20 protein-coding genes are annotated in these 21173 nt (G+C 74.6%); 13 read left to right on the forward strand and 7 right to left on the reverse strand.

The features are described 5' to 3' along the window. Nucleotides 1–38: 38 nt before the first annotated feature. Nucleotides 39–2147, reverse strand: a complete 2109-nt coding sequence (locus ACVMYR_RS26175) for an acyltransferase family protein (RefSeq protein ID WP_457123013.1) — start codon at nucleotides 2145–2147, stop codon at nucleotides 39–41. 170 nt (nucleotides 2148–2317) lie between these two features. On the opposite strand from ACVMYR_RS26175, the gene ACVMYR_RS26180 reads away from it, so the two are divergent. From ACVMYR_RS26180 to ACVMYR_RS26195, 4 genes are all read left to right on the forward strand, one after another. Continuing rightward, on the forward strand, nucleotides 2318–2548 hold the full coding sequence (locus ACVMYR_RS26180) for a hypothetical protein (protein ID WP_043969572.1): 231 nt from the start codon (nucleotides 2318–2320) through the stop codon (nucleotides 2546–2548). Between the two features lie 171 nt (nucleotides 2549–2719). After that, nucleotides 2720–3046, forward strand: coding sequence for a hypothetical protein (locus tag ACVMYR_RS26185; protein ID WP_077940086.1), 327 nt, complete (start codon nucleotides 2720–2722; stop codon nucleotides 3044–3046). 68 nt (nucleotides 3047–3114) lie between these two features. Next, nucleotides 3115–3936: an SAM-dependent methyltransferase gene (locus tag ACVMYR_RS26190; RefSeq protein WP_457123014.1), complete on the forward strand. Its 822-nt coding sequence runs from the start codon at nucleotides 3115–3117 to the stop codon at nucleotides 3934–3936. Between the two features lie 82 nt (nucleotides 3937–4018). Then, nucleotides 4019–4990, forward strand: coding sequence for a DNA polymerase domain-containing protein (locus ACVMYR_RS26195; protein WP_396788403.1), 972 nt, complete (start codon nucleotides 4019–4021; stop codon nucleotides 4988–4990). Between the two features lie 7 nt (nucleotides 4991–4997). Here the strand turns inward: ACVMYR_RS26195 and ACVMYR_RS26200 are convergent, their stop codons facing one another. Next, nucleotides 4998–5432 carry an Lrp/AsnC family transcriptional regulator gene (locus ACVMYR_RS26200; RefSeq protein WP_228986267.1) on the reverse strand — a complete coding sequence of 145 codons (435 nt, stop codon included), beginning with the start codon at nucleotides 5430–5432 and terminating at the stop codon, nucleotides 4998–5000. Between the two features lie 144 nt (nucleotides 5433–5576). Here ACVMYR_RS26200 and pdhA point away from each other — a divergent pair, with 144 nt between their 5' ends. The 5 genes from pdhA to ACVMYR_RS26225 all read left to right on the forward strand — a co-directional run bounded on the left by pdhA (nucleotide 5577) and on the right by ACVMYR_RS26225 (nucleotide 12653). Next, on the forward strand, nucleotides 5577–6803 hold the full coding sequence (gene pdhA, locus ACVMYR_RS26205; RefSeq protein WP_077940087.1) for a pyruvate dehydrogenase (acetyl-transferring) E1 component subunit alpha: 1227 nt from the start codon (nucleotides 5577–5579) through the stop codon (nucleotides 6801–6803). Further along, nucleotides 6803–7819, forward strand: coding sequence for an alpha-ketoacid dehydrogenase subunit beta (locus ACVMYR_RS26210; protein WP_043968913.1), 1017 nt, complete (start codon nucleotides 6803–6805; stop codon nucleotides 7817–7819). Before pdhA ends, ACVMYR_RS26210 begins: the two co-directional genes overlap by 1 nt. Next, entirely contained in the window at nucleotides 7816–9225 is a 1410-nt protein-coding gene (locus ACVMYR_RS26215) for a dihydrolipoamide acetyltransferase family protein (protein WP_457123015.1), read from the forward strand. The genes ACVMYR_RS26210 and ACVMYR_RS26215 overlap by 4 nt, the downstream gene beginning before the upstream one ends. Before the next feature lie 276 nt (nucleotides 9226–9501). Beyond that, entirely contained in the window at nucleotides 9502–11181 is a 1680-nt protein-coding gene (locus ACVMYR_RS26220) for a right-handed parallel beta-helix repeat-containing protein (RefSeq protein ID WP_457123016.1), read from the forward strand. Between the two features lie 197 nt (nucleotides 11182–11378). Continuing rightward, entirely contained in the window at nucleotides 11379–12653 is a 1275-nt protein-coding gene (locus ACVMYR_RS26225) for a L,D-transpeptidase (protein ID WP_353901859.1), read from the forward strand. 164 nt (nucleotides 12654–12817) lie between these two features. Here the strand turns inward: ACVMYR_RS26225 and ACVMYR_RS26230 are convergent, their stop codons facing one another. Beyond that, nucleotides 12818–13837, reverse strand: a complete 1020-nt coding sequence (locus ACVMYR_RS26230; RefSeq protein ID WP_457123017.1) for an SMP-30/gluconolactonase/LRE family protein — start codon at nucleotides 13835–13837, stop codon at nucleotides 12818–12820. 189 nt (nucleotides 13838–14026) lie between these two features. Here ACVMYR_RS26230 and ACVMYR_RS26235 point away from each other — a divergent pair, with 189 nt between their 5' ends. Beyond that, nucleotides 14027–14464 carry an STAS domain-containing protein gene (locus ACVMYR_RS26235; protein ID WP_396788399.1) on the forward strand — a complete coding sequence of 146 codons (438 nt, stop codon included), beginning with the start codon at nucleotides 14027–14029 and terminating at the stop codon, nucleotides 14462–14464. A gap of 91 nt (nucleotides 14465–14555) precedes the next feature. Here ACVMYR_RS26235 and ACVMYR_RS26240 read toward each other — a convergent pair whose 3' ends face one another. Continuing rightward, nucleotides 14556–14924 (reverse strand): FKBP-type peptidyl-prolyl cis-trans isomerase, encoded by a 369-nt coding sequence (locus ACVMYR_RS26240; protein ID WP_077940096.1) that lies wholly within the window; start codon nucleotides 14922–14924, stop codon nucleotides 14556–14558. Between the two features lie 236 nt (nucleotides 14925–15160). Then, nucleotides 15161–15736, reverse strand: coding sequence for a hypothetical protein (locus tag ACVMYR_RS26245; RefSeq protein ID WP_396788398.1), 576 nt, complete (start codon nucleotides 15734–15736; stop codon nucleotides 15161–15163). A gap of 216 nt (nucleotides 15737–15952) precedes the next feature. Here ACVMYR_RS26245 and ACVMYR_RS26250 point away from each other — a divergent pair, with 216 nt between their 5' ends. Further along, the gene (locus tag ACVMYR_RS26250) at nucleotides 15953–16651 is read left to right on the forward strand and encodes a CBS domain-containing protein (protein ID WP_077940092.1); all 699 of its coding nucleotides are present in this window, start codon (nucleotides 15953–15955) and stop codon (nucleotides 16649–16651) included. Between the two features lie 23 nt (nucleotides 16652–16674). Here ACVMYR_RS26250 and ACVMYR_RS26255 read toward each other — a convergent pair whose 3' ends face one another. Further along, complete coding sequence (locus ACVMYR_RS26255) at nucleotides 16675–17799, reverse strand: DICT sensory domain-containing protein (RefSeq protein WP_457123018.1); 1125 nt, start codon at nucleotides 17797–17799, stop codon at nucleotides 16675–16677. Nucleotides 17800–17990: 191 nt separating this feature from the next. On the opposite strand from ACVMYR_RS26255, the gene ACVMYR_RS26260 reads away from it, so the two are divergent. Both ACVMYR_RS26260 and ACVMYR_RS26265 read left to right on the forward strand, forming a co-directional pair. Continuing rightward, entirely contained in the window at nucleotides 17991–18884 is an 894-nt protein-coding gene (locus ACVMYR_RS26260) for a DUF2726 domain-containing protein (RefSeq protein WP_457123019.1), read from the forward strand. 276 nt (nucleotides 18885–19160) lie between these two features. After that, nucleotides 19161–20447 (forward strand): hypothetical protein, encoded by a 1287-nt coding sequence (locus ACVMYR_RS26265; RefSeq protein ID WP_229405387.1) that lies wholly within the window; start codon nucleotides 19161–19163, stop codon nucleotides 20445–20447. A 213-nt stretch (nucleotides 20448–20660) separates the two neighbouring features. Here ACVMYR_RS26265 and ACVMYR_RS26270 read toward each other — a convergent pair whose 3' ends face one another. Continuing rightward, a complete protein-coding gene (locus tag ACVMYR_RS26270; protein WP_077940094.1) occupies nucleotides 20661–21008 on the reverse strand; it encodes a histone-like nucleoid-structuring protein Lsr2 in 348 nt (115 codons plus the stop codon). Between the last annotated feature and the right edge of the window lie 165 nt (nucleotides 21009–21173).

Here is a 21173-nt window from a genome sequence, read left to right on the forward strand (position 1 = left end):
ACCCGGCCGTCTCGGCCGGTAACCCTGGCCCGCGTGGCCTACTTCAGCAGCCCGGTCAGACGGGGACGGATGCGGTCGGCGAGGGTGCCGACGTAGGTGGCGGTGAGGTGGTTCTGGTCGCGGTAGATGAGGGCCCCGCCGATGACCGGGGCGCACGGATCCGCCGGGCAGATGGCGTCGTTGAGGTCGACCAGGTGCACGTCGTCCTGCCCGCCGACCGCCTTCTGCTGCGTCGCGCCGGCCCCCTTGCCGAAGGCGAAGTCGCGCGACGACGCGCACTTGGTCAGCTTCTTGGGGTTGGCCGAGACGCATTCCGGGACGTTCGTCTCCTGGTACGGGTTGTCGCGGAGCACGACGACGGGAACCGCCGCCCGGGTCATCTCCCGCCAGGTGGAGCGGAAGGCATCGATCACGACCGCCCCGGCCCGGTCTCTCGGCACCTCGTCGGGCGGGGGGAGGTACTCGGCGTTGCTCACCACGAGCAGGCTCGGCTTACCGGCGCCCGTGAGCGCGGCGCGGACGCTGCGGTTCCAGGTGGTGCAGGCGACGTTGGTGGCACCCCGGCGGGCCACGTCGATGTTGATGTACGGACAGGCCGACATCGTGTACGACAGCAGCCGCCAACCCTCGGCGAGCGCGATGAGGCGCAGGGCCGGCAGCCACTGCTCGGCATGCGAGTCTCCGGCCAGGGCGACCGTGACCGGCGAGTCCTTGTCGCCGTACTCGCAGGGCACCGCCTCGTCGTCACGCTGCGTCGGGCGGCAGAAGCCCGGTAGCCATTCCGGACCGTCCTTCAGGGCGAACATGGGGTCGGGGACGATCGAAGCGACGCGGTCGACCGCCCTGCCGTCGGGGTCACCGGCCGGCGGATCGCCGAGGACGGCGGCCCCGGGTGGGCCGTCCGGGGCGGCGGTGGCGCTCGCCCCCGCCAGCGGCGGCAGGGCCACCGGGGTCGGCGGCGCCTGCCGGGGTGGCCACACCGTGAGCTGGAACAGCAGGCCGGCGGCGACGGCGGCGCCCGTGCAGAGGGCGCCGACGCGCAGGGCGGCGGCCGGCTCCCACCGCAGCGCCGCGGACGTCCGGATCGGGTTCTCCACGAACCGGTAGGTGAGCGCGGCCGGCACGGCGGACAGCGCCACCACGCCGAGGGCTGCCTGCGTGCTGAGTTCGCCGAACCGCGCCTCGGCGGCGATCAGCAGCGGCCAGTGCCACAGGTAGAGCGAGTAGGACAGGGCGCCGACGGCGCGGATCGGCCGCCACCCGAGTGCGCCGGCCGGGCCGAACCGACCGGCGGCCTGCGCGCCCGCGATCACGGCGGCGGTGCCGACCGTCGGCAGCAGCGCCTGGTAGCCGGGGAAGGCCCGGTCGGGGTCGACGAGGAGGGCGGACGCGGCCACCGTGGCCAGTCCGGCCCAGGCGATCACGGCGGCCAGCGGCCGGGGCAGCCGGTGCACGCGGGTGCCGGCGATGGCGACGGCCCCGCCGAGGGCGAGTTCCCACAGCCGGGTGGTGGTGACGAAGTAGGCCGGCCCGGGGTCGGTCTGGCTCGCGTGGACCGACCAGGCGAACGAGGGCAGCGCGACGAGGGCGAAGCCGGCCATCAGGGCGCCCCGGCGCAGCCGGCGACGGCCGCCGAGCACGGCGAGGCCGAGCAGGAGCAGCGGCCAGCCGAGGTAGAACTGCTCCTCGACGCCGAGGGACCAGAAGTGCTGGACGATGCTGGGCGCCGCGTCGACGGCCCAGTAGTCGGTGGCCTGGACGGCGAGCCGCCAGTTCAGCCCGTAGGCGGCGCTGGCCACCACGTCCCAGGCGGTGTCGGCCCAGCGGGTGCGGGGCAGCAGGAGCCAGGTGAGCAGGAGGCTGGCCACCAGCACGACGGCCGCGGCGGGCAGCAGGCGCTTGGCCCGGCGGGCGTAGAAGCCGGGCAGGGAGATCCGGCCGGTGCGTTCGAGTTCGGCGACGAGCAGGCCGGTGATGAGGAATCCGGAGATGACGAAGAAGACGTCGACGCCGGCGAAGCCGCCCGGTACGAGGTCGCGCCCGGCATGGCCGACGAGGACCATGACCACGGCGAGCGCGCGCAGCCCCTCGATGTCTCCCCGGAAGGTCGACCGCGCGGACCCTTCCGGCGTGACTGGTAAGCGCATCCGATGCCCCGTTTCCCCTGATATCGACCAGTTGGCGACGTGTACAACGGGGCGGGACGGCGGAGGTTATCCCCGCCCGCCGCGCGGGGGTGGGCGCGTACGACCGGGCCCGGCGGGTAAGCGCGGGGCCGAACGGTAGCCGAGACACGGGGAGGTTGGCCGTGGCCACGATGGTCAGGGAGATCAGCAGTCCGGTGCGGGACAAGAACTACGACCTGATCCACGCGCTGCAGATGTCGCTGGAGCACGTCTACCGGATGGAGATCTACATCTCCGACGCCGAGGAGCGCGGCGACAAGGAACTCGCCACCTGGTTCCGCAAGATCCAGGAGAACAACCGCAAGGCGGGCGAGCAGGGCAAGCAGATGCTGATGGATCGGCTCCAGCGCGAGAAGAGCTGAGTCGGCCGCGCCGGCCGGGTGGACCGCGTCCACCCGGCCGGCGCGCACCTGCGGCACGGGGCAGCGCCGTGGCCGTACGCCCGGCAGAATGTCACCCGCGCCGCCGGTGGCCCCGGCGGCGCGGGTGTCGACGGGCGCCGGCCGCGGGCCGGCCGAGAGGGGTGCGCGGCGATGACGGTGGTCCGGGGTCTGCGCGAGGCGCTCGTGCTGTTCGTCGTCGCGCTGGTGGCGGTCGCCGCCGCCGCGGGCGTATGGACGGCGGTCAGCGGCGGCGAGTTCGTCTTCCGGCTCGGCGTCGCGCTCATCGTCGTCGGCACCCTGCTCGGGCTCACCGGCGACCTGACCCTGAGCCGGATCGGCATGCTGCCCGCCCGGGCGGCCTTCGGGTTGGCCCCCGAGCGGGAGGACGCGGGTGGCGGGCGGGTGCTCACCGGGGTCGGCATCTTCCTGTTCGTCTCGCTGCCGCTGATGGTCGTCGGGGTGGTGCTGCTGTCCTGACCCGACCCGATCGTCCGCCCGGCGCGGAGCTAGGCTGACCGGACATCCGCGACAGCCGAGGAGTTTTCGTGTCAGAGTCCGGCGACGTCGGGGTTCGCGACGGCGAACGGGTCGAGCCCATCGACACCTCGGTGGCGCACAACGCCCGGGTGTGGAACTACTGGCTCGGCGGCAAGGACAACTTCGAGCCGGACCGTCGGGTCGGCGACCACGTCCGCGCGATGTTCCCGGTCATCGGGGAGGTCGCCCGGGCCGACCGGCGCTTCCTCGCCCGCGCCGTGCGGCACCTCGCCGGCGAGACGGGCGTGCGGCAGTTCCTCGACATCGGCACCGGCCTGCCGACCGCCGACAACACCCACCAGGTCGCGCAGGCCGTCGCCCCCGACGCGCGGATCGTCTACGTCGACAACGACCCGATGGTCCTCGTGCACGCCCGCGCCCTGCTGACCAGCTCCGCCGAGGGCGCCACGGACTACGTCGAGGCGGACGTCCACGACCCGGCGTCCATCCTGACCGCCGCCGCCCGGACGCTGGACCTCGACCGGCCGGTGGCCGTGATGATGCTGGGCATCCTCAACTTCGTCCTCGACACCGACGAGGCCGTGGCGATAGTGCGCCGGCTGATGGACGCGATGCCCCGGGGCAGCTACCTGGCGCTCACCCATCCCACCGTCGAGCTGGGCGGCGAGGCGAACGTGCCCGCCATGGAGTTCTGGAACGCCAACGCCGCGCCCCCGATCCGCGCGCGCACCGGAGCGGAGATCGCCCGGTTCCTCGACGGCCTGGAGCTGGTGGAGCCGGGCCTGGTGTCGTGCGCGCGGTGGCGGCCGGACGACGGCGAGGATCCGGCCGTCGTCCCGCAGTACGGCTGCGTGGCCCGCAGGCCCTGACCGCGCCGGGCCGCGCCGCACGTCCGCCGGACCGCCCCCGACCTGCCTGCGCCCGTCGGCGCGGCGTCGTACGGTGGCAGTCGTGGCCACGGCGGCGCAGGAGATCAGGGTCGGGGAGCGGGTGGTCCGCGTCTCCAGCCCCGACAAGCCGTACTTTCCCGAGCGCGGCCTGACCAAGCTCGACGTGGTGCGCTACTTCCTCGCCGTCGGCGACGGGATCCTGCGCGCCCTGCGGGACCGCCCGACCATGCTGGAGCGGTGGCCCCGGGGCGTGTTCGAGGGTGCGCGGATCGCCACCCGGCAGAGCAACCGGGGCGACGCGTTCTACCAGAAGCGGCTGCCGGCCGGCGCACCCGACTGGGTGCGCACCGCCCACCTGACGTTCCCCAGCGGACGCACGGCCGACGAGGTCGCGCCCGGCGAGCTGGCGGTGGTGATCTGGGCGGCCAACCTCGGCACGCTGCGCTTCCACCCGTGGCCGGTCACCGCCGCCGACACCGAACGCCCCGACCAGCTCCGCGTCGACCTCGACCCCATGCCCGGGGTCGACTTCGCGCAGGTGGTCCCGGTCGCCCGCGAGCTGCGGGCGGTGCTGGCCGAGCGGGGGCTGGTCGGCTACCCGAAGACCACCGGCGGGCGGGGCCTGCACGTCTACCTGTCGATCGAGCCGAGGTGGGGCTTCGGCGACTGCCGCCGGGCGGTGCTGGCGCTGGGCCGCGAGCTGCAGCGCCGCCTGCCGCACCTGGTCACCACCACCTGGTGGCGCGAGCAGCGGGACCGGCCGGTCTTCGTCGACTACAACCAGATGTCGCGGGACCACACGATGGCCTCGGCGTACTCGATCCGGCCCACCCCGGCGGCGCTGGTCTCCGCGCCGCTGGACTGGGCGGAGCTGGACGACGCCCGGCCGGAGGACTTCGACGTGCTCACCCTGCCGGCGCGCTTCGCCGAGCGCGGCGACCCGCACGCCGGCCTGGACGGCCCGCGCTTCTCGCTGGAGCCGCTGCTGGAGTTGGCCGACCGCGCCGGCCTCGCGGCCCCGCCTGCGCACTGAGCCCGGCTCACGCCCACGGGCTGCGGGTGCCCTCGAACTCGTCGAAGACGAGCCAGCTGCGGGTGGACAGCACCCCGGCGATGCCCTGCACCCGGTCCAGCACCACGTCCCGCAGGGTGGCGTTGTCCGGCGCCCGGACCAGGGCGAGGACGTCGTGCTCGCCGCTGAGCAGCGCGACGTGCTCGACGTAGCGCACCCGGGCCAGCTCGGCCGACACCTCCCGCCAGGTGTTCTGCTGGATGGTCAGCGCGATGTACGCCGACGTGCCCAGCCCGGCCGGCTCGGGCGCGACCCGGGCCCGGAAGCCGGTGATCACGCCGTCGCGCAGCAGCCGCTCCACCCGCGCGTACGCGTTGGTCCGGGAGACGTGCACCCGCTCGGCGAGGGTACGGATGGAGATCCGCCCGTCGCGGGCCAGCTCGTCGAGGATGCGGCGGTCCACCTCGTCGAGCGGCCCGGCCGAACGTCCCGTACCGCCCTCCGTGCCCGGCTCCCCGGTGGTCTGCTGGCTCACATCCGGCCCTTTCCCCCGCCATTCGTCCCGCGTTCATCCCGCGTGTTGAGTCAATCATCCATCGGCAGGAGCATAGGTCCACCACAAGTCCAGGAGGTCCCCGCCGTGACGACCACACCCCAGGCGGTCCGCAGGGCATCCCCGCGCACCCGCCCGCCGGCCAAGAAGCCCACCAAGGCCCCCGCCCGCGAGCAGGCGGCGACCGACCCCGCCGCCGCCCTGCTGCCGCAGACCGAACCGGTGCGGCTGCTCGACCCCGACGGCACGCCCCGGCCGGCCCGCGCCGACTACCCCGAGCCGCCCGTCGAGGCCCTGCGCGAGATGTACCGCCGCATGGTCGTCGGCCGGCGCTTCGACACCCAGGCCACCGCCCTGACCAAGCAGGGCCGGCTCGCCGTCTACCCGTCCTCGCGCGGCCAGGAGGCCTGCCAGGTCGGCGCGGTGCTCGCCGTCCGCGACACCGACTGGGTCTTCCCGACCTACCGCGAGTCGATGGCGCTGGTCTCCCGGGGCATCGACCCCGTCGAGGTGCTCACCCTGCTGCGCGGCGACTGGCACTGCGGGTACGACCCCACCCGGGTGCACACCGCCCCGCAGTGCACCCCCCTGGCCACCCAGTGCGTGCACGCCGCCGGCCTCGCCTACGGGGAGGCCCACCAGGGCCGCGACACCGTGGCCCTGGCCTTCATCGGCGACGGCGCCACCAGCGAGGGCGACTTCCACGAGGGCGTCAACTTCGCCGCCGTGTTCAGGGCCCCCGTCGTGTTCTTCGTGCAGAACAACAAGTACGCCATCAGCGTCCCGCTGTCGCGGCAGACCGCCGCCCCGTCGCTGGCGTACAAGGGCGTCGGCTACGGCGTGCCCAGCGAGCAGGTCGACGGCAACGATCCCGTCGCCGTGCTCGCCGTGCTCACCCGCGCGGTCGCGCACGCCCGCGCCGGCAACGGCCCCTACCTGGTCGAGGCGCACACCTACCGGATGGAGCCGCACACCAACGCCGACGACGCCACCCGCTACCGCGACGGCGCCGAGGTCGACACCTGGCGCGACCGCGACCCGGTCGCCCGGCTGGAGACGTACCTGCGCACGCGCGGCGCGCTCGACGACGCGGCCGTCGCCGCGATCGCCGAACAGGCCGAGGCGTACGCGGCCGACCTGCGCGAGCGGATGCACACCCAACCCGAGGTCGACCCGCTGAGCCTCTTCGACCACGTCTACGCCACGCCGACCCCGCAACTGGTCGAGCAGCGGGAGCTGGTGCGCGCCGAGCTGGCCGCCGACCGCGAGGACGGGCGCTGATGGCGACCACCACCATGGCGAAGGCGCTCAACGCCGCGCTCGCCGACGCGCTGGCCGACGACGAGCGGGTGCTCGTCTTCGGCGAGGACGTCGGCAAGCTCGGCGGCGTCTTCCGGATCACCGACGGCCTGCAGGCCCGGTTCGGCGACAAGCGCTGCTTCGACACCCCGCTCGCCGAGGCCGGCATCGTCGGCTTCGCCGTCGGCCTGGCCATGTCCGGGCTGCGGCCGGTGGTGGAGATGCAGTTCGACGCGTTCGCGTATCCGGCGTTCGAGCAGATCGCCTCGCACGTGGCGAAGCTGCGCAACCGCACCCGGGGCGCGCTCGGCGTGCCCATGGTGATCCGGGTGCCGTACGCGGGCGGCATCGGCGGCGTCGAGCACCACTGCGACTCGTCCGAGGCGTACTACGCGCACACCCCGGGCCTGAAGGTCGTCACCCCGGCGACGGTCGCCGACGCGTACTCGCTGCTGCGCGAGGCCATCGCGGACCCGGACCCGGTCGTGTTCCTGGAACCGAAGAAGCTCTACTTCTCCAGCGCCGAGGCCGAGCTGCCGGCGGCCACCGAGCCGTTCGGCCGCGCCGTCGTGCGCCGGCCGGGCACCGACGCCACCCTGATCGCGTACGGGCCGGCGGTGCCGGTCGCCCTGGAGGCCGCCGAGGCCGCCCGCGAGGAGGGCTGGGACCTGGAGGTGGTGGACGTACGCACGATCGTCCCCCTCGACGACGCGACCATCGCCGCGTCGGTGCGCCGCACCGGCCGGTGCGTGGTGGTCAGCGAGGCGCAGGGCTTCGCCGGCGTCGGCGCGGAGATCGCCGCCCGGGTGCAGGAGCGCTGCTTCCACGCCCTGCACGCCCCGGTGCTGCGGGTGTCCGGCCTGGACATCCCGTACCCTGCGCCGATGCTGGAGCACACCCACCTGCCCGGCGTGGACCGGGTGCTCGACACGGTGGCGCGGCTCCAGTGGGACGACCGGCCCGACGCGCGCTGGCTGCCGCAGGGGAGCGCGGCATGACCGAGCAGGTGTTCCTCCTGCCCGACCTCGGCGAGGGGCTGACCGAGGCGGAGATCGTCGAATGGCGGGTCGCCGTCGGCGACACCGTGACGGTGGACCAGAGCGTGGTCGAGGTGGAGACCGCGAAGGCCGTCGTGGACGTGCCCTGCCCGTACGCCGGGCGGGTGGTGGCCCTGCACGGCGCGGCGGGCGAGACGCGCCCGGTCGGCCAGCCGCTGATCACCATCGCGCCCGCCGACGGCGAGCCCGCCGGGCACGCCACCTACCGGGAGGAGGAGCGCGCCGGCAGCGGCAACGTCCTCATCGGGTACGGCACCGGGCACGGCGCGGCGGGTCGGCGACGCCGCCGGCCCCGGCTCTCCGTCGCCCCCGAACCCGCCCCGGCCCCCGATTCCGCGCCCGCCCCGGCCCCCGCCCCGGCCCCCGCGCCCGTCGCGGCGGCTTCCGGGCCGGCGGCGGTACCCGGGGGCGCGGTCGCCCTGGTGATCTCCCCGATCGTGCGGCGGCTGGCCCGGGAGCACGGCATCGACCCGGCCACCCTGCGCGGCACCGGCCCGGGCGGGGTGGTGCGCCGCGCCGACGTCGAGGCGGCCCTCGCCGGCCCGGCCCCGGCGCCCCGGCCCACCCCGGTGCCCGACCGCCCCGACGCGGCCCCGACCGGTGGGGCCGACGGCCCGACCGCGGCGGGACGGGCCGCCGTGCCGGCGGGCGAGGAGGACCTGGTCGTCCCGCTCACCGGCGTCCGCAAGGTGATCGCCGACAAGCTCTCCCGCAGCCGGCGGGAGATTCCCGAGGTGACCATCTGGGTCGACGCGGACGCCACCGCCCTGGTGGAGACCCGCCGGGCGATCAACGCCGCGACCCCGGACGCGCCGGTGAGCCTGCTGGCCCTGCTGGCCCGGATCTGCCTCAGCGGCCTGCGGCGCTTCCCGCAGCTCAACGCGCGCGTCGACACCGAGGGGCAGCGGATCGTCCAGTCCCGCGGGGTGCACCTGGGCATCGCCGCGCAGACCGACCGGGGCCTGGTCGTCCCGGTGCTGCGCGACGCGCACCTGCTGACCACCCGGGAGCTGGCCGCGGCGCTGGCCGAGACCACCACCGCCGCCCGGGCCGGCACCCTGCCGCCGGCCCGCCTCACCGGCGGCACGTTCACCCTCAACAACTACGGCGTGTTCGGCGTCGACGGCTCCACCCCGATCATCAACCACCCGGAGGCGGCGCTGCTCGGCGTGGGGCGGATCGTGGACAAGCCGTGGGTCGTCGACGGGCAGCTCGCCGTGCGCAAGGTGACGCAGCTCAGCCTCACCTTCGACCACCGGGTCTGCGACGGCGGGGTGGCCGGCGGCTTCCTGCGGCACGTCGCGGACTGCGTGGAGCAGCCCGCCCTGCTGGTCGCCAACGTGTGAGCCGGTCCCGGCGGCAGCGCGCCGCCGGGACCGGAAACGCCCATTCCGTCCGCCCCGCCCTCCCTGCCGTCCCTTTTCGCTCGCGCCCCGCCGAATGGGCCGGAAATACGTTCCCGATCCGGATCGCCGCTCATTCACCGAGCATCCGGTCAGCTCGATCCGATCCTTTTCCCCTTCCGTTTCTCCCTGCTGTTGCCGGGAAATCCGCGCGGACGGCGACCGCCTGTCGTCCGTCCGCGACCGCCCGGTCGCCCGCCCGCGCGAGGGGAGAGCGCAGTGCCGTACCAGGGCCTGCCCGCCGCCGTCCGAGACCGTCGCCCGGCCGTCGCCGGGGCGCCGCTGCACTGCGACGCCACCCAGTACGGGCTGCGCGGCGACGGGGTGACCAACGACCAGCCGGCGCTCGCCGCCCTCGTGGACCGCCTCGGCGACGGCTACGCCGCCGACGGGCGGGCCCGGGTCATCTACTGCCCGCCCGGCATCTACTCCATCCGCGACGCGGGCACGGTCTGGCGCAGCGGGGTGTCCCTGATCGGGGCCGGCCCCGGCGCGACCCGGTTCCTGCTCAGCAACGAGGGCAACCGGGCCGACCCGACGCCGCTGGCGTTCTGGACCACCCTCCAGCACGGCGCGGACCGCGACCGGCACATCGCCGACTGCACCTTCGCCGACTTCGAGATCGACGGCTCCGGCGTGGCCATGGCCGAGTACAACTACCTCGCCAAGGGCCTCGGCCTGCAGTACGTGGTGCGCGGCGTCTTCCGCAACCTCTACATCCACCACACGGCGGCCACCGGCCTGGGCTGCGACTTCCTCCAGGACAGCCTGATCGAGGGGGTGGTGGTCGTCGGCTGCGGCCGCCTCGACAACGGCCAGGAGATGGGCGGCGCCGGCATCGGCGTCGGCATCGGCGGTTGGGGCACCGTGGAGCGGCTCACCATCGCCAACTGCACCGCGCTGGGCAACGGCACCAACGGCATCTTCCTGGAACTCCAGAAGGCCAACTGGCCGCCGCCGCGCGGCTACCGGATCGTCGGCTGCCACAGCCAGGGCAACCGGTTCGGCATCTCCGACTGGGGCGCCGACGGGCTGATCGTCTCCGCGTGCACGATGACGGGCAACCTGGAGGCCGGCTTCGACGTCTCCGCCGAGGGCACCTCCGGGGTCGCCGGCCGGGGCGGCCTGCTGGCCGACTGCGTCATCGACGGCAACGTCCGCGACGGCGTCAGCATGGGCAACACCCCGGGCCCGTACACGGTGCGCGGCAACCGGATCAGCGGCAACGGGGCGTACGGCTACCACGAGCACGACCTCGGGCACGGTTATCACGGCGCGGCGACGGACGTGGTGATCGACAGCAACGACTTCTGGGGCAACGGCCTCGATGCCATCCGGATCGACCGGCCGATGGTCGACGCTGTGCTGCTCAACAACCGCATCCGCAACAACGGCCGCCAGTGCGCCGGCGCGTACGGCGCGGGCGGCGAGTCCGTCCGCTACAACGAGCGGTCGCTGGTCGACCGGACCGCCGGCTGGCAGCACGACGGGCACCGGGGCAAGGTGCTGCGGGTCGGCAAGCGGGTCGCCCTGGTCGCCGCCAACGACGACACCGGGCTCACCCTCGCCCCCGTACGCCCCGACGCGTACACCGCCTGGAGCGGGGACACCCCGCTGCCGGGGACGGCGTACGAGCTGCCGCCCGCGCCGCAGTGCCGGGCCGGGATCACGGTCAACGCGCACGTCGACTCGGCCACCATCCGGGGCAACCGGATCTGGGACAACCACGACGAGCGCACCCAGACGCACGGGCTCTGGATCACCGAGCGGGGCAGCTGCGTGGGCTGCCGGGTCGAGGACAACGACCTGGCCGGCAACGCCGTGGCCGCCACCCGCCTGGACACCCCTCCCGTGGGCGGCCGGTGGGACCGCAACCACGGCGACCAGGACTGGGACTGACGGCGGGGCGAACCGGTCGTCCGTCGGCGGAAGGGCCGATCGGTGACACCGGGCCCTCCGGGCGCGGTTCACCATTTTCGACCCGCCGACGCCGAAACTGCCGACAATAGCTCCGCGCCTTTTCCGGAAACTGCACCGGGCCTCCCGTAACGCCGTACAGAATGTGGCCAAAGGGGAGCGGAAAAGGGGTGCGGAACATGGACGTGAGGCGGCGATTGACGCTATTGGCGGTAACCATCGCAGCCACACCACTGGTCCTCGGCGGATGCACCGCCGGGGAGAGGAAGGCCGCCGAGCGGGCCGCGCGGGTCGCGCCGCCGCCGGCGGTCGAGCTGACGCCCGCCGACCGGACCCGGGACGTCCCGGTCAGTGCCGAGATCGGCACGAGCGTGGCCCACGGCAGGGTCACCGGCGTCCGGCTCACCGACGACAAGGGCCGGCAGGTCGCGGGAGAGCCCCGGGAGGACGGGACGAGCTGGGTGCCCGGCGCTCCGCTGGCCGGCGGGCGGACGTACACCGCCGAGGTGACGGTGACGGGGGACGGCGGGAGGACCGCCACCCGCACGACGACGTTCACCACCGCGCCGAAGCCGACGAAGCCGGCGATCACCAGCACGCTCTACTTCACGGGCAACCAGACGTACGGCACCGCGATGCCCGTTACGGTGGCGTTCGACCCGGGGGTGCCGAAGGAGGCCCGCGCGGCGGTGCAGAAGCGGCTGTTCGTCAAGACCGATCCGCCGCAGCCGGGCACCTGGTCCTGGCTGGAGGACGGCAGCCAGGCCTACTACCGGGCGCCCGACTTCTGGCGGCCGGGCACGAAGATCAGCGTCCGCGCGGCGCTGGAGGGGCTGCCGATCGGCAAGGACCTGGTGGGCGACGCCGAGCACCGGGCCACCTCGAAGATCGGCCGGCAGGTCTCGGTCGACATCGACAACGCCAGCAAGCAGATGTCGGTCTTCCGCGACGGCAAGCTGGTCCGCCGGATCCCGGTCAGCCTCGGCAAGCCGAGCACGCCCAGCTCCAGCGGCAAGATGGTGATCATGGAGAAGCACGAGCGGACGACGTTCGACACCCGCGGCGAGCCCGACGGCGGGTACGTCGTCGACGTCGACGACGCCCAGCGGCTCACCTGGGGCGGGGAGTTCATCCACTCCGCGCCGTGGTCGGAGGGCGACCAGGGCTTCACCAACGTCTCGCACGGCTGCGCCAACGTCTCCGCCGCCGCCGCGGACTGGCTGATGGGCATCACCCAGGTCGGCGACCTCGTCACCGTCACGGGCACCGAGGTGCCGCTGCGGGCCGGCAACGGCTGGACGGCCTGGAACGTCAGCTGGGACGAGTTCGCCAAGGGCAGCGCCCTGCCCGTCCCGGCCGGGCTGCGGCCCAGCCCGCACACCGCGTCGCCGCACCCGGGGGCGGTGGCCGGCGGGGGTTCGCCCGCGCCGACGCCGTCGGCCAGCGGCGGCTGACCATCGGGAGGAACGGCCGCGGGTCGGCCCGTCACCGCACGGTGGCGGGCCGGCCCCTGTCGCGAGCGCGGAACGGGGGACGTCGCCCGACACGTGGCGTGTCGGCCGCTCCGGGCACGCGCCGCGCCGGACGGGGCACGCTCCGGGCACGGCCGGCCCCGGCTTCAGCCGAGCGGCACCCGGGCCACGCCGGTGCCGACCAGGGAGCCCAGCCAGAGCCGGTCGCCGTGCTGGCGTACCCCGGTGATCATCCAGTAGGCGCCGCGCGGGCCGTGCAGGGTCCGCAGCACCGCGCCCGCGCCGTCGACCAGCGCGACCAGCCCGTAGCGGCGCGGCTGCGGCCGGACCGCGTCGGGCAGCAGCGCGACCAGCTGCCGCAGCCGCGGGTGCGGCAGCAGCCGCTCCACCACCGGCAGCCGGGGGCTGGGCAGGGCGATCCAGTACGTCCCGTCGCCGACCCCGCAGAGGTTGTCCGGATATGCCGGCAGGTCCGCCAGCACGGTGGCCGCCCCGCCGGGCAGGTCGACCCGGAGCAGCCGGTGGGTGGTCGTCTCCACCAGGATCAGCGCGGACTCGTCGGGGGTGAGCGCGATCCCGTTGGGGAAGTAGAGCCCGGCGGCCACCACGTCCGTCCGCCCGGTGCCCGGATCGTAGGCGAGCACCCGCCCGTTGGGCCGGTGCTCCAGCAGGTCGTGCTTCCAGTGCGACAGGGGGAAGCGGTCCGAGCTGTCGGTGAAGTAGATCGTGCCGTCGCGGGCCACGGCGGCGTTGTTGGCCAGGTGCACCGGCGGTGCGGTGCCGGTCAGCTCGCGTACCGCCCCGTCGGGGGTGACCCGCAGCAATCCCCGGTACGCGTCGCAGACGACCAGGCTGCCGTCGCGCGGGTCGAGTTCGATGCCGAGCGGCCGGCCCCCGGTCTCCGCCAGCAGCCGCGCCGGGGTGCCCGCCGGCGCGTCGGCCGCCCACCACCAGAGCCGACCGTCCTCGTCCCCGCTGACCACCCGGCCGGCCGGGTCGACCACGACGTCCTCGGGACCGTGCGCGCCGTCGGGCAGCGGCAGCAGTTCCACCTCGTCGAGCCGACGGTCGTCGGGCGCCCACGGCCCGGTCAGCGGGGGCGGCACGGTGGCCGGCTCGCGGACGGGACGGATGGGCCGGGGCGCGCGGGGGCGGGATACCACCATCGGCCCATTCTCACCCCGGCACCGGCGGCCGGGGCGCGTCGTCCGGCGGCGTGTCGAGCGGTCCCGCGCAGCGCCCCCGGCCTCCTGCCAGGGGAGGAGCCGGGGCGGCTCAGGGTCAGACCCTGGGTGTACCCGGAGTCACTCCCGGGCAGGGCGGAAATGTCGGTGGGTGGGGCTAGATTCGTGGTCATGGAGCAGCGCAGCGATCGGTTCCACGTGCAGGTCGACGTGGGTGACGACGTGGTGGAGATGAGGGCGACCGGCGAGGTCGACATCGCCACGGTCGGCGTGCTGCGCTCCGCGCTCTGGGCCGCCCCCGCCCGGCCGCTGCTGCGGCTCGACCTCTCCGGCGTCCGGCTGCTCTCCGCCGCCGGCGTGCGGGCGCTGGTCGCCGCGCACCGCCGGGCCCGCGCGCGGGGCGGCGAGCTGGTGCTCGTCGACCCGGCCCCGATGGTGGCCCGGGTGCTGCACGTGACCGGCCTGGACCGGGTCATCCCGGTCCGGGCGGGCGCCACCGCCGCCCCCGTCCCGGCTGCGCCCGCGCCGCTGGCGTTGCCACCGGGGCTGCTGGTCCCGCTCGCCGCCGAGCGGGGCAGCGCGTCCGCGCCGCTGGTGTCGGCCGCCTGACCCGCCGGGCCGTCGGCTCGCTCCCGCCCCGCCGTTGCCCGGCCGGGGCCGCCGGCGGATGCCGACGCCCCCGGCCGGGGGAGCTGACGGGTCAGCGCACGCCGAGCAGGTCCACGACGAAGACGAGCGTCTCGCCCGGCGCGATCACACCGCCGGCGCCCTGGTTGCCGTACCCGAGGTGCGGCGGGATGGTCAGCTTGCGCCGGCCGCCGACCCGCATGCCGACGACGCCCTGGTCCCAGCCGGCGATGACCCGTCCGCCGCCGAGCGGGAACTCGAACGCGTCGCCCCGGTTCCACGACGCGTCGAACTCACGACCCGTCGAGTGGGCCACGCCCACGTAGTGCACGGTGGCCCGCTGGCCCCGCTGGGCCTCGGGGCCGTCGCCGACGACGATGTCCTCGATGACGAGATCGGCGGGCGGCGCGCCCTCGATCGGGCCGATTTCAGGCTTGTCCATGCCGTACGCCTCCTGCTCGGTGGTGCGTCCACTGCGGTCGTCGTCGATCCTGCCGGATCGTGATCCGCCGATCTCCATCGGTCCCTCGGCCGGCGCCCGGCGGGCCCGCCCGCCGCGACGAAACGAAGCGGGCCCGCCCGCCGCGACGGAGCGGGCGGGCGGTGGCCCGGAGGCACACGTGCCGGCGGGCGTCACCTTCGGAAGGTGACGCCCGCCGGGCCCGTGCTGTCTGCCGTTCACCTCAGCCAGGGGAACCGCTGGACGATGGCCAGCCGCTTCCAGGTCCGCCCGAGGCCGAGGGTGTCGCCCGCGCCGACCAGGGCGAGGACCGCCAGCACCGCGGCGTAGATGAGGTGGTCGTCCATGAAGGGGTTGTTCTCGGGGGGCAGGACGGCCGTCCACATCATCACCAGGAGCAGGCCGCCGGCGGTGGCGGCGATCCGCGTGCCGACGCCCAGCAGCAGGGCCACGCCGATCGCGGCCAGGCCGACCATGAACATCCAGTCCGCCCAGGCGGCGCCGGCGATCCCGTTGTAGAACCCCTTGAACGGGCCGGCCGCGCCGAAGCTCAGGAAGCCCTTGGTGGGGCTGCCGCCGTTGATCCAGGCGTTCTTCGCGGCGGTCTCGTGACCGAGGCCGAACATCTTGTCGAGGAAGGCCCAGAGGAAGGTCCAACCCAGCGCGAGGCGGATGCCGCCGAGGACGTACCGGGTGGCCCGCTCCCGGGTGGTCTCGCTCGTCCTGGTGGTCTCGGCCGCCGGCGCGGTGGTCCTGGCGGTGGTCCGCTCGATCGTCGCGGTCATGGTGTCCACGTCCCTTCCTGTCCTCGCACCGCGCTTCCCGGTGGCAGTTCCATTGGACATCCGGCACCCGGTGGGCCGTCAGGGCCGATGGGTCCGCTTCTGGCCGGGACCTTCGACCCCGGTCCACCCGGTCCGTCGGCCGTCCCGGCACCGGCCCACGGCCTCTGCCGACGGCCCCCGCACGCCCGTAGCGTCGGGCGTGACGACGGCGGCAGGGAGGTCGCGATGAGGACCTGGCAGGTGGGCGACGTGATGACCAAGGACGTCGTGACGGTGGGGGAGGAGACCCCGTACCGGCAGATCGTGGACGTGCTCGTGCGCCGGGGCATCAGCGGCGTGCCGGTGGTCGACGGGTTCCGCCGGGTGCTGGGCGTGGTCTCCGAGACGGACCTGCTGCACCGGATCGAACGGGTCGGGCACCCCGACGAGCGGCGGGTCTTCGAGGGCCGGCGTCGCCGGGTGGCCCGGGAGAAGGCCGCCGCCCTGGTCGCCGGGGACCTGATGACCGCGCCGGCGGTGACGACGTACCCGCAGGCGTCCCTGCCGGCCGCGGCGCGGCAGCTGGACCGGGACGCGGTCCGGCGGCTGCCCGTCCTGGACGACCTCGGCCGGCTGGTCGGCATCGTCACCCGTGGCGACCTGCTGCGGGTGCACCTGCGCACCGACGCCGAGATCCGCGAGGAGGTGGTGCGGGAGGTCCTGCGGCGGGTCCTCGCCGTGCGGGACGGACTGGTGACCGTGCGCGTGCGCGACGGCGAGGTCACCCTGGACGGGCGGCTGGACCGGCGCAGCGCGGTCGACCTCGCCGGCCGGCTCGCCGCGCAGGTCGGCGGCGTCGTCCGCGTCGTCAACACCATCGCGTACGACGTCGACGACGACGCGCTCGTCGAGCTCGCCGACGGCCAGGTCACCCCGGTGGCCTGACCGCCGGCCCCGTCCCGCCGCGCCTACGGCTGCCCGACGGGCACCTCGGCCGACTCGGGGGCCAGCCGGGCGACGGGCACCCCCTCCCGGGCGGCCCACCCGACGGCGTGTCGGACGTCGCCCACGGGCAACGGCCGGCGGCTGGTCACGGTGACCGCGGCGTGCACCGCGAAGGCCACGAACGGGTACGACCGGGCCAGGCCGGCGACCGCCTCGTGCACCTGACCGGCGACCGCCACCGCCTGCTCCTCGGTCAGCGCCGGCAGGATCAGCAGGTACTCCTGGTCGGACAGGCGCACCGCCCGGTCCACGGGGCGCAGCGGCGCGGTCACCGCCCCGATCACCGCCTGCGCCTCCCGGGCGGCGCTGCGGCGGCCGAAGCGCTCCGGCGTGCCCGCCGGCTCGTCCACGCGCACGCCGACCAGCGCCACCGGCAGCGTGCCCGAGGCGGTGACCCCGTCCGCTCCTGCCCACCGGCGCATCCCCGGCTCGTCCAGCAGCGGGGCCGGTTCCGCCAGGGCCGTGCCGCGGTCGCGCCCGCCCGGCCGGTGCGCCCGGGCGGCCCGTTCGGCGCGGGAGAACATCAGCCGCAACGCCGCCTCGCCCCGTGCCTCGCCGGGTGTGGCGGGCAGGTCCCGGACCCGGGCCAGGGTCTCCTCCACGGCGAGCCGGACCGCGCCGGGGAGCCGGTCGGCGAGCCGGTCGCGCAGCCGGACGACCTCGTGCAGCGCCTCGTCGCGGCGGAACCCCCACCGCCCGTCGAAGAGCCGACCCGACTCCAGCGTGGTCGCCTGCTCGACCTCCGCCCGGTCGTGGGCGACCAGGGCCGCGCCGAACCGGGGGGTCAGCGCGACCACGCTCCACTCCCGGGCGAGGTCCTCGGTCTCGTCCAGGGTCACGCCGCACGCGCCGGCCGGCAGCGCCTCCGGGCGCTGCCCGACCACGCCCACCACGGTCGCCGCCGCCGTGGCCGCGATCCGCTCGTAGACGGCCCGCTCGCGGTCAAAGTAGGGCATCCGCTGGAAGAGCGCGATCACCACGAGCGGGCCGTCCTCGGCGGTGGCCAGGGCGGCGCTCTCGATGGCGTGGGAGACAGCGACGAGGCTGCGCTTGGTCAGAAGTTCCGGAGCCCGTCCACTGTGCAGCACGCGCTGAGCCTAGAGAATCGGATCTCCGGTCGCATCCGTCGGGCCCCGGGCGGACCGGCGGGGCGCAAGCGTCTCCGCCGGGCCCGCGGTGGCCCGGACCGGTGACCCCGCGCGGGCCGCACCGGCGAGGTGGGCGTCGCGCTCGGCGGCCTAGACTCGGCCGTCGACGGCCCGACGGACGGAACAGGCGGATGACGCGCACCGGTAGTGATCACGGCTCCCTGCTGCGCCCGGTCGCGGCGTCGACCGGGCGGGCCCCGGTCCTCACCCGCGCCGGTCAGGTCGTGTTCGGCCCCCGCCGGCTGGGGGAGCTGGTGCACGGCCGTCCGCCGGGCGTCACGGGCCACCAGTGGAACTCGGCCGCCCGGGAGGGCTTCGACCACGTGGTGTGTGCCGGCGACAGCGGCCGTCCGCTGTTCGCCGTCGAGATCGGGCCGCCGGCCCCGGCCGGCTCCGCCGCGCAGCGCGCCGAGCGGATGAAGAACGCGGTCTGCGCGGCCGTCGGCCTGCCGGTGCTGCGGATCGTCTCGCCCACGTTGCGCGCCGCCGACCACGGCCGCCGGATCGTGGAGTACGTCATCGACGCGCGCGCCTACGCCGATGCCGTCTCGCCTCCGCCGGGGCAGGACGACCCGGCGGAGGTGATGCCCGTGGAGTTCCGGGAGATCGTCGGCCGGCTGCCGGACGGGCGCAGCGGCCACGTCAACGACCTCGGCGCCCTCGCCCGGGCGGCGGCCGTGGAGGCGTACGTGTCCCGCCGGCTGGTCGATCCGATCGTGCGGGGTCTGCACGTGCGCTGGACCGACGGCCCGGTGGAGGGCTGGAGCTGGGTGGAGGTGCGTCCCGGCCGCTGCCTGGTGGAACGGGTGCAGGTCGTCCAGCAGCGCTTCTCCTGCGGCGTGGACGCCGGCCGTCTCGCCGAGGACCTGGCGGCCGTGGCGGTCGGCGAGCGGCTGCGCGACGTCGAGGCGGTCGGACCGGATCTGGTGGCGCGCGACGAGTTGGACCGGGACATCCGCCGGCTGCGGGAGCGCCGCGACGAGATGCGCGACGGCTTCGCCTTCGACCACCTCTGCGCCGGCTGACCGACCTCGTCCACGAGAGTGACCAGCCCTTCCCGGCGCTCCGCAAATTTCCCGTATCCGGGTTGAACCGTGGCCGTCGCGGGTCCGTACTCCAGCCCGAATGGACACGGATCTCCCCGCCGCGCCGGCCGGCGCGACGACGATGAGGAAAGGGCATCGTCGGTCATCGACACGCGACCGGAACGTCGCAGTGATCCTCGCCGAGGCGTCCCACCCGAATTCATCGGTCCGACGGGGTCACGAGTCAACTACCGGATCGAGAAGGAGAGCAATTCGATGCGCAGGTCCCCACGGGCGCGCCGGTCATCCGGTAACGCACGGAGCAAGCGACTGCTGGCCGTTGTCGGCACGCTTGCGGTCTTCGGTGGAATCGTCGCCGTGACCCAGATCTCGTCCGCCGGGGACCGGCGGACGACCACCCGCGCCGCGGCGGCGTCGTGCGTGGCGCCCAGCCCCGGCGCGACCTCGAACATCGGCAGCAGCACGACCCAGACGTGGCAGAACGGCCGGTGGGTGCGCAACCACTGGGGTGACGGGCAGATGTCGGTCGCGGAGTGCCAGTCGGTCAAGGCCGGCGGCACCGCCACGAACGCCAACACCAACGCCGCCCCGGCCGGCTCGACGATCGCCTGCCCTGACGTCGCCAGCAAGCTGCCCCAGGTCCCGGCCGCAGCCAAGGCCGAGGTGGACCGCAACCTCGAGCTGCTCAAGACGCAGATCGACGAGGCGAACAAGCGGCTGGCCGCCGAGGGCCGCAACGGCGGGCAGTTCATCCAGAACGCGATCCTCGGGCCGCTGGCGGACAAGCGCCGGGCGACCCTGAGCCGCATCGCGACCGCCATCGGTCGGGTGGCGCAGCGGCCCCAGGGCCTCGAACAGCTCGCCACCTGCCAGCTCGCGGTCGGCGCCAACCCCAACGCCGGCAACAACAACGGTGGCAACAACAACGGTGGCCAGAACGGCGGGAACAACAACGGCGGCCAGAACGGCAACAACGGCGGCAACAACAACGGCAACGGCCTCGGCGTCCTCGCCAAGGACTGCGGCAACAGCCGGCTGCAGCCGCACGACGGCTTCCAGAACGGCAACCGGTGCGTGAGCACCGCGTTCGGCGAGGTCGGCGCGGCGGCGAACAACCCGTCGCTGCTGATCACGCAGTTCCCCAACCAGGTCCAGCGCAACCAGGCGTTCCAGCTGCGGGTCACCACCCGCAACCTGGTCCGGGACCGGTTCCTCGCCGCGGGCCAGGGCGGCTACTACCTGGAGAGCTCCCTGCTCAACGGGCAGGGCCTGGTGCGGGGGCACTTCCACACCGCCTGCCGGATGCTGAACAGCACCCGGCAGCCCCCGAACCCGCAGGACGTGCCGGCGTTCTTCGTGGCCACCGAGGACGGCCGGGGCGGCTCGCAGCCGGACGACGTCATCATCCAGGTGCCGGGCCTGCCGCAGGCCGGCACGGCGCAGTGCTCCGTCTGGGCCGGTGACGGTTCGCACCGTATCCCGATGATGGAGCGGGCCAACCAGACCCCGGCGATCGACGTGGTGCGGATCCAGGTCAACTGACCCGCCGGCCGCGCGCCGTACGCACATCCGGGCCGCCCGGGGCAGCAACCGCCCCGGGCGGCCCCGCGTCGCGCGCCGGGTCGTGGGCGGTGTGACCGGCAGGCGGTACGCCGCCGGAGCGGGGCCGTGGGAATTGCTACCGGGAAAAGCTCCGGGGCCACCGCCGAATCTCGGCGTGGCCCCGGTGTTCCGCGTGGTGGGCGCGGTGTCGGCTCAGCGGTTCTTGAAGGCCTCGACGACGGACACGGGGATCCGGCCCCGGTCGGAAATCTCGTAGCCGTTCTTGGTGGCCCATTCCCGGATCGCCCGGTTCTGCTCGCGGTCCATTCCCGAGACCGGAGCCCGGCCGGGACGGCGGGCGGTCCGGCCGGCCTCGACCGGCCCTCGGCCGATTCGCCGGCCAGCGTTGATGTAGGGGTCGAGCGCCTTCCGGAGGGTGCCGGCGTTCTCGTCGGACACATCGATGGTGTACGCCACGCCGTCCAGGCTGAACTCGACGGTCCGATCCGCCTTCCCGCCATCGAGGTCGTCAGTCAAGACGGTGATTACTTTCCGGGCCATCGCCAATTACTCCTTGTGTGGGGCGGGGTGTGTTACGAGTTTGACGTATCCCTGGGTAAATCCGCAAGAATATGCCCCGTTTGCATTCGGCGCGTCGACTTGTCGGTGATGCAATCCCGCTCCCCACGGTGGAATTTGCCAGTTCGGGTTCGCCCCGGGCGGCCC

The sequence above is a fragment of the Micromonospora sp. PTRAS2 genome (assembly GCF_054052245.1).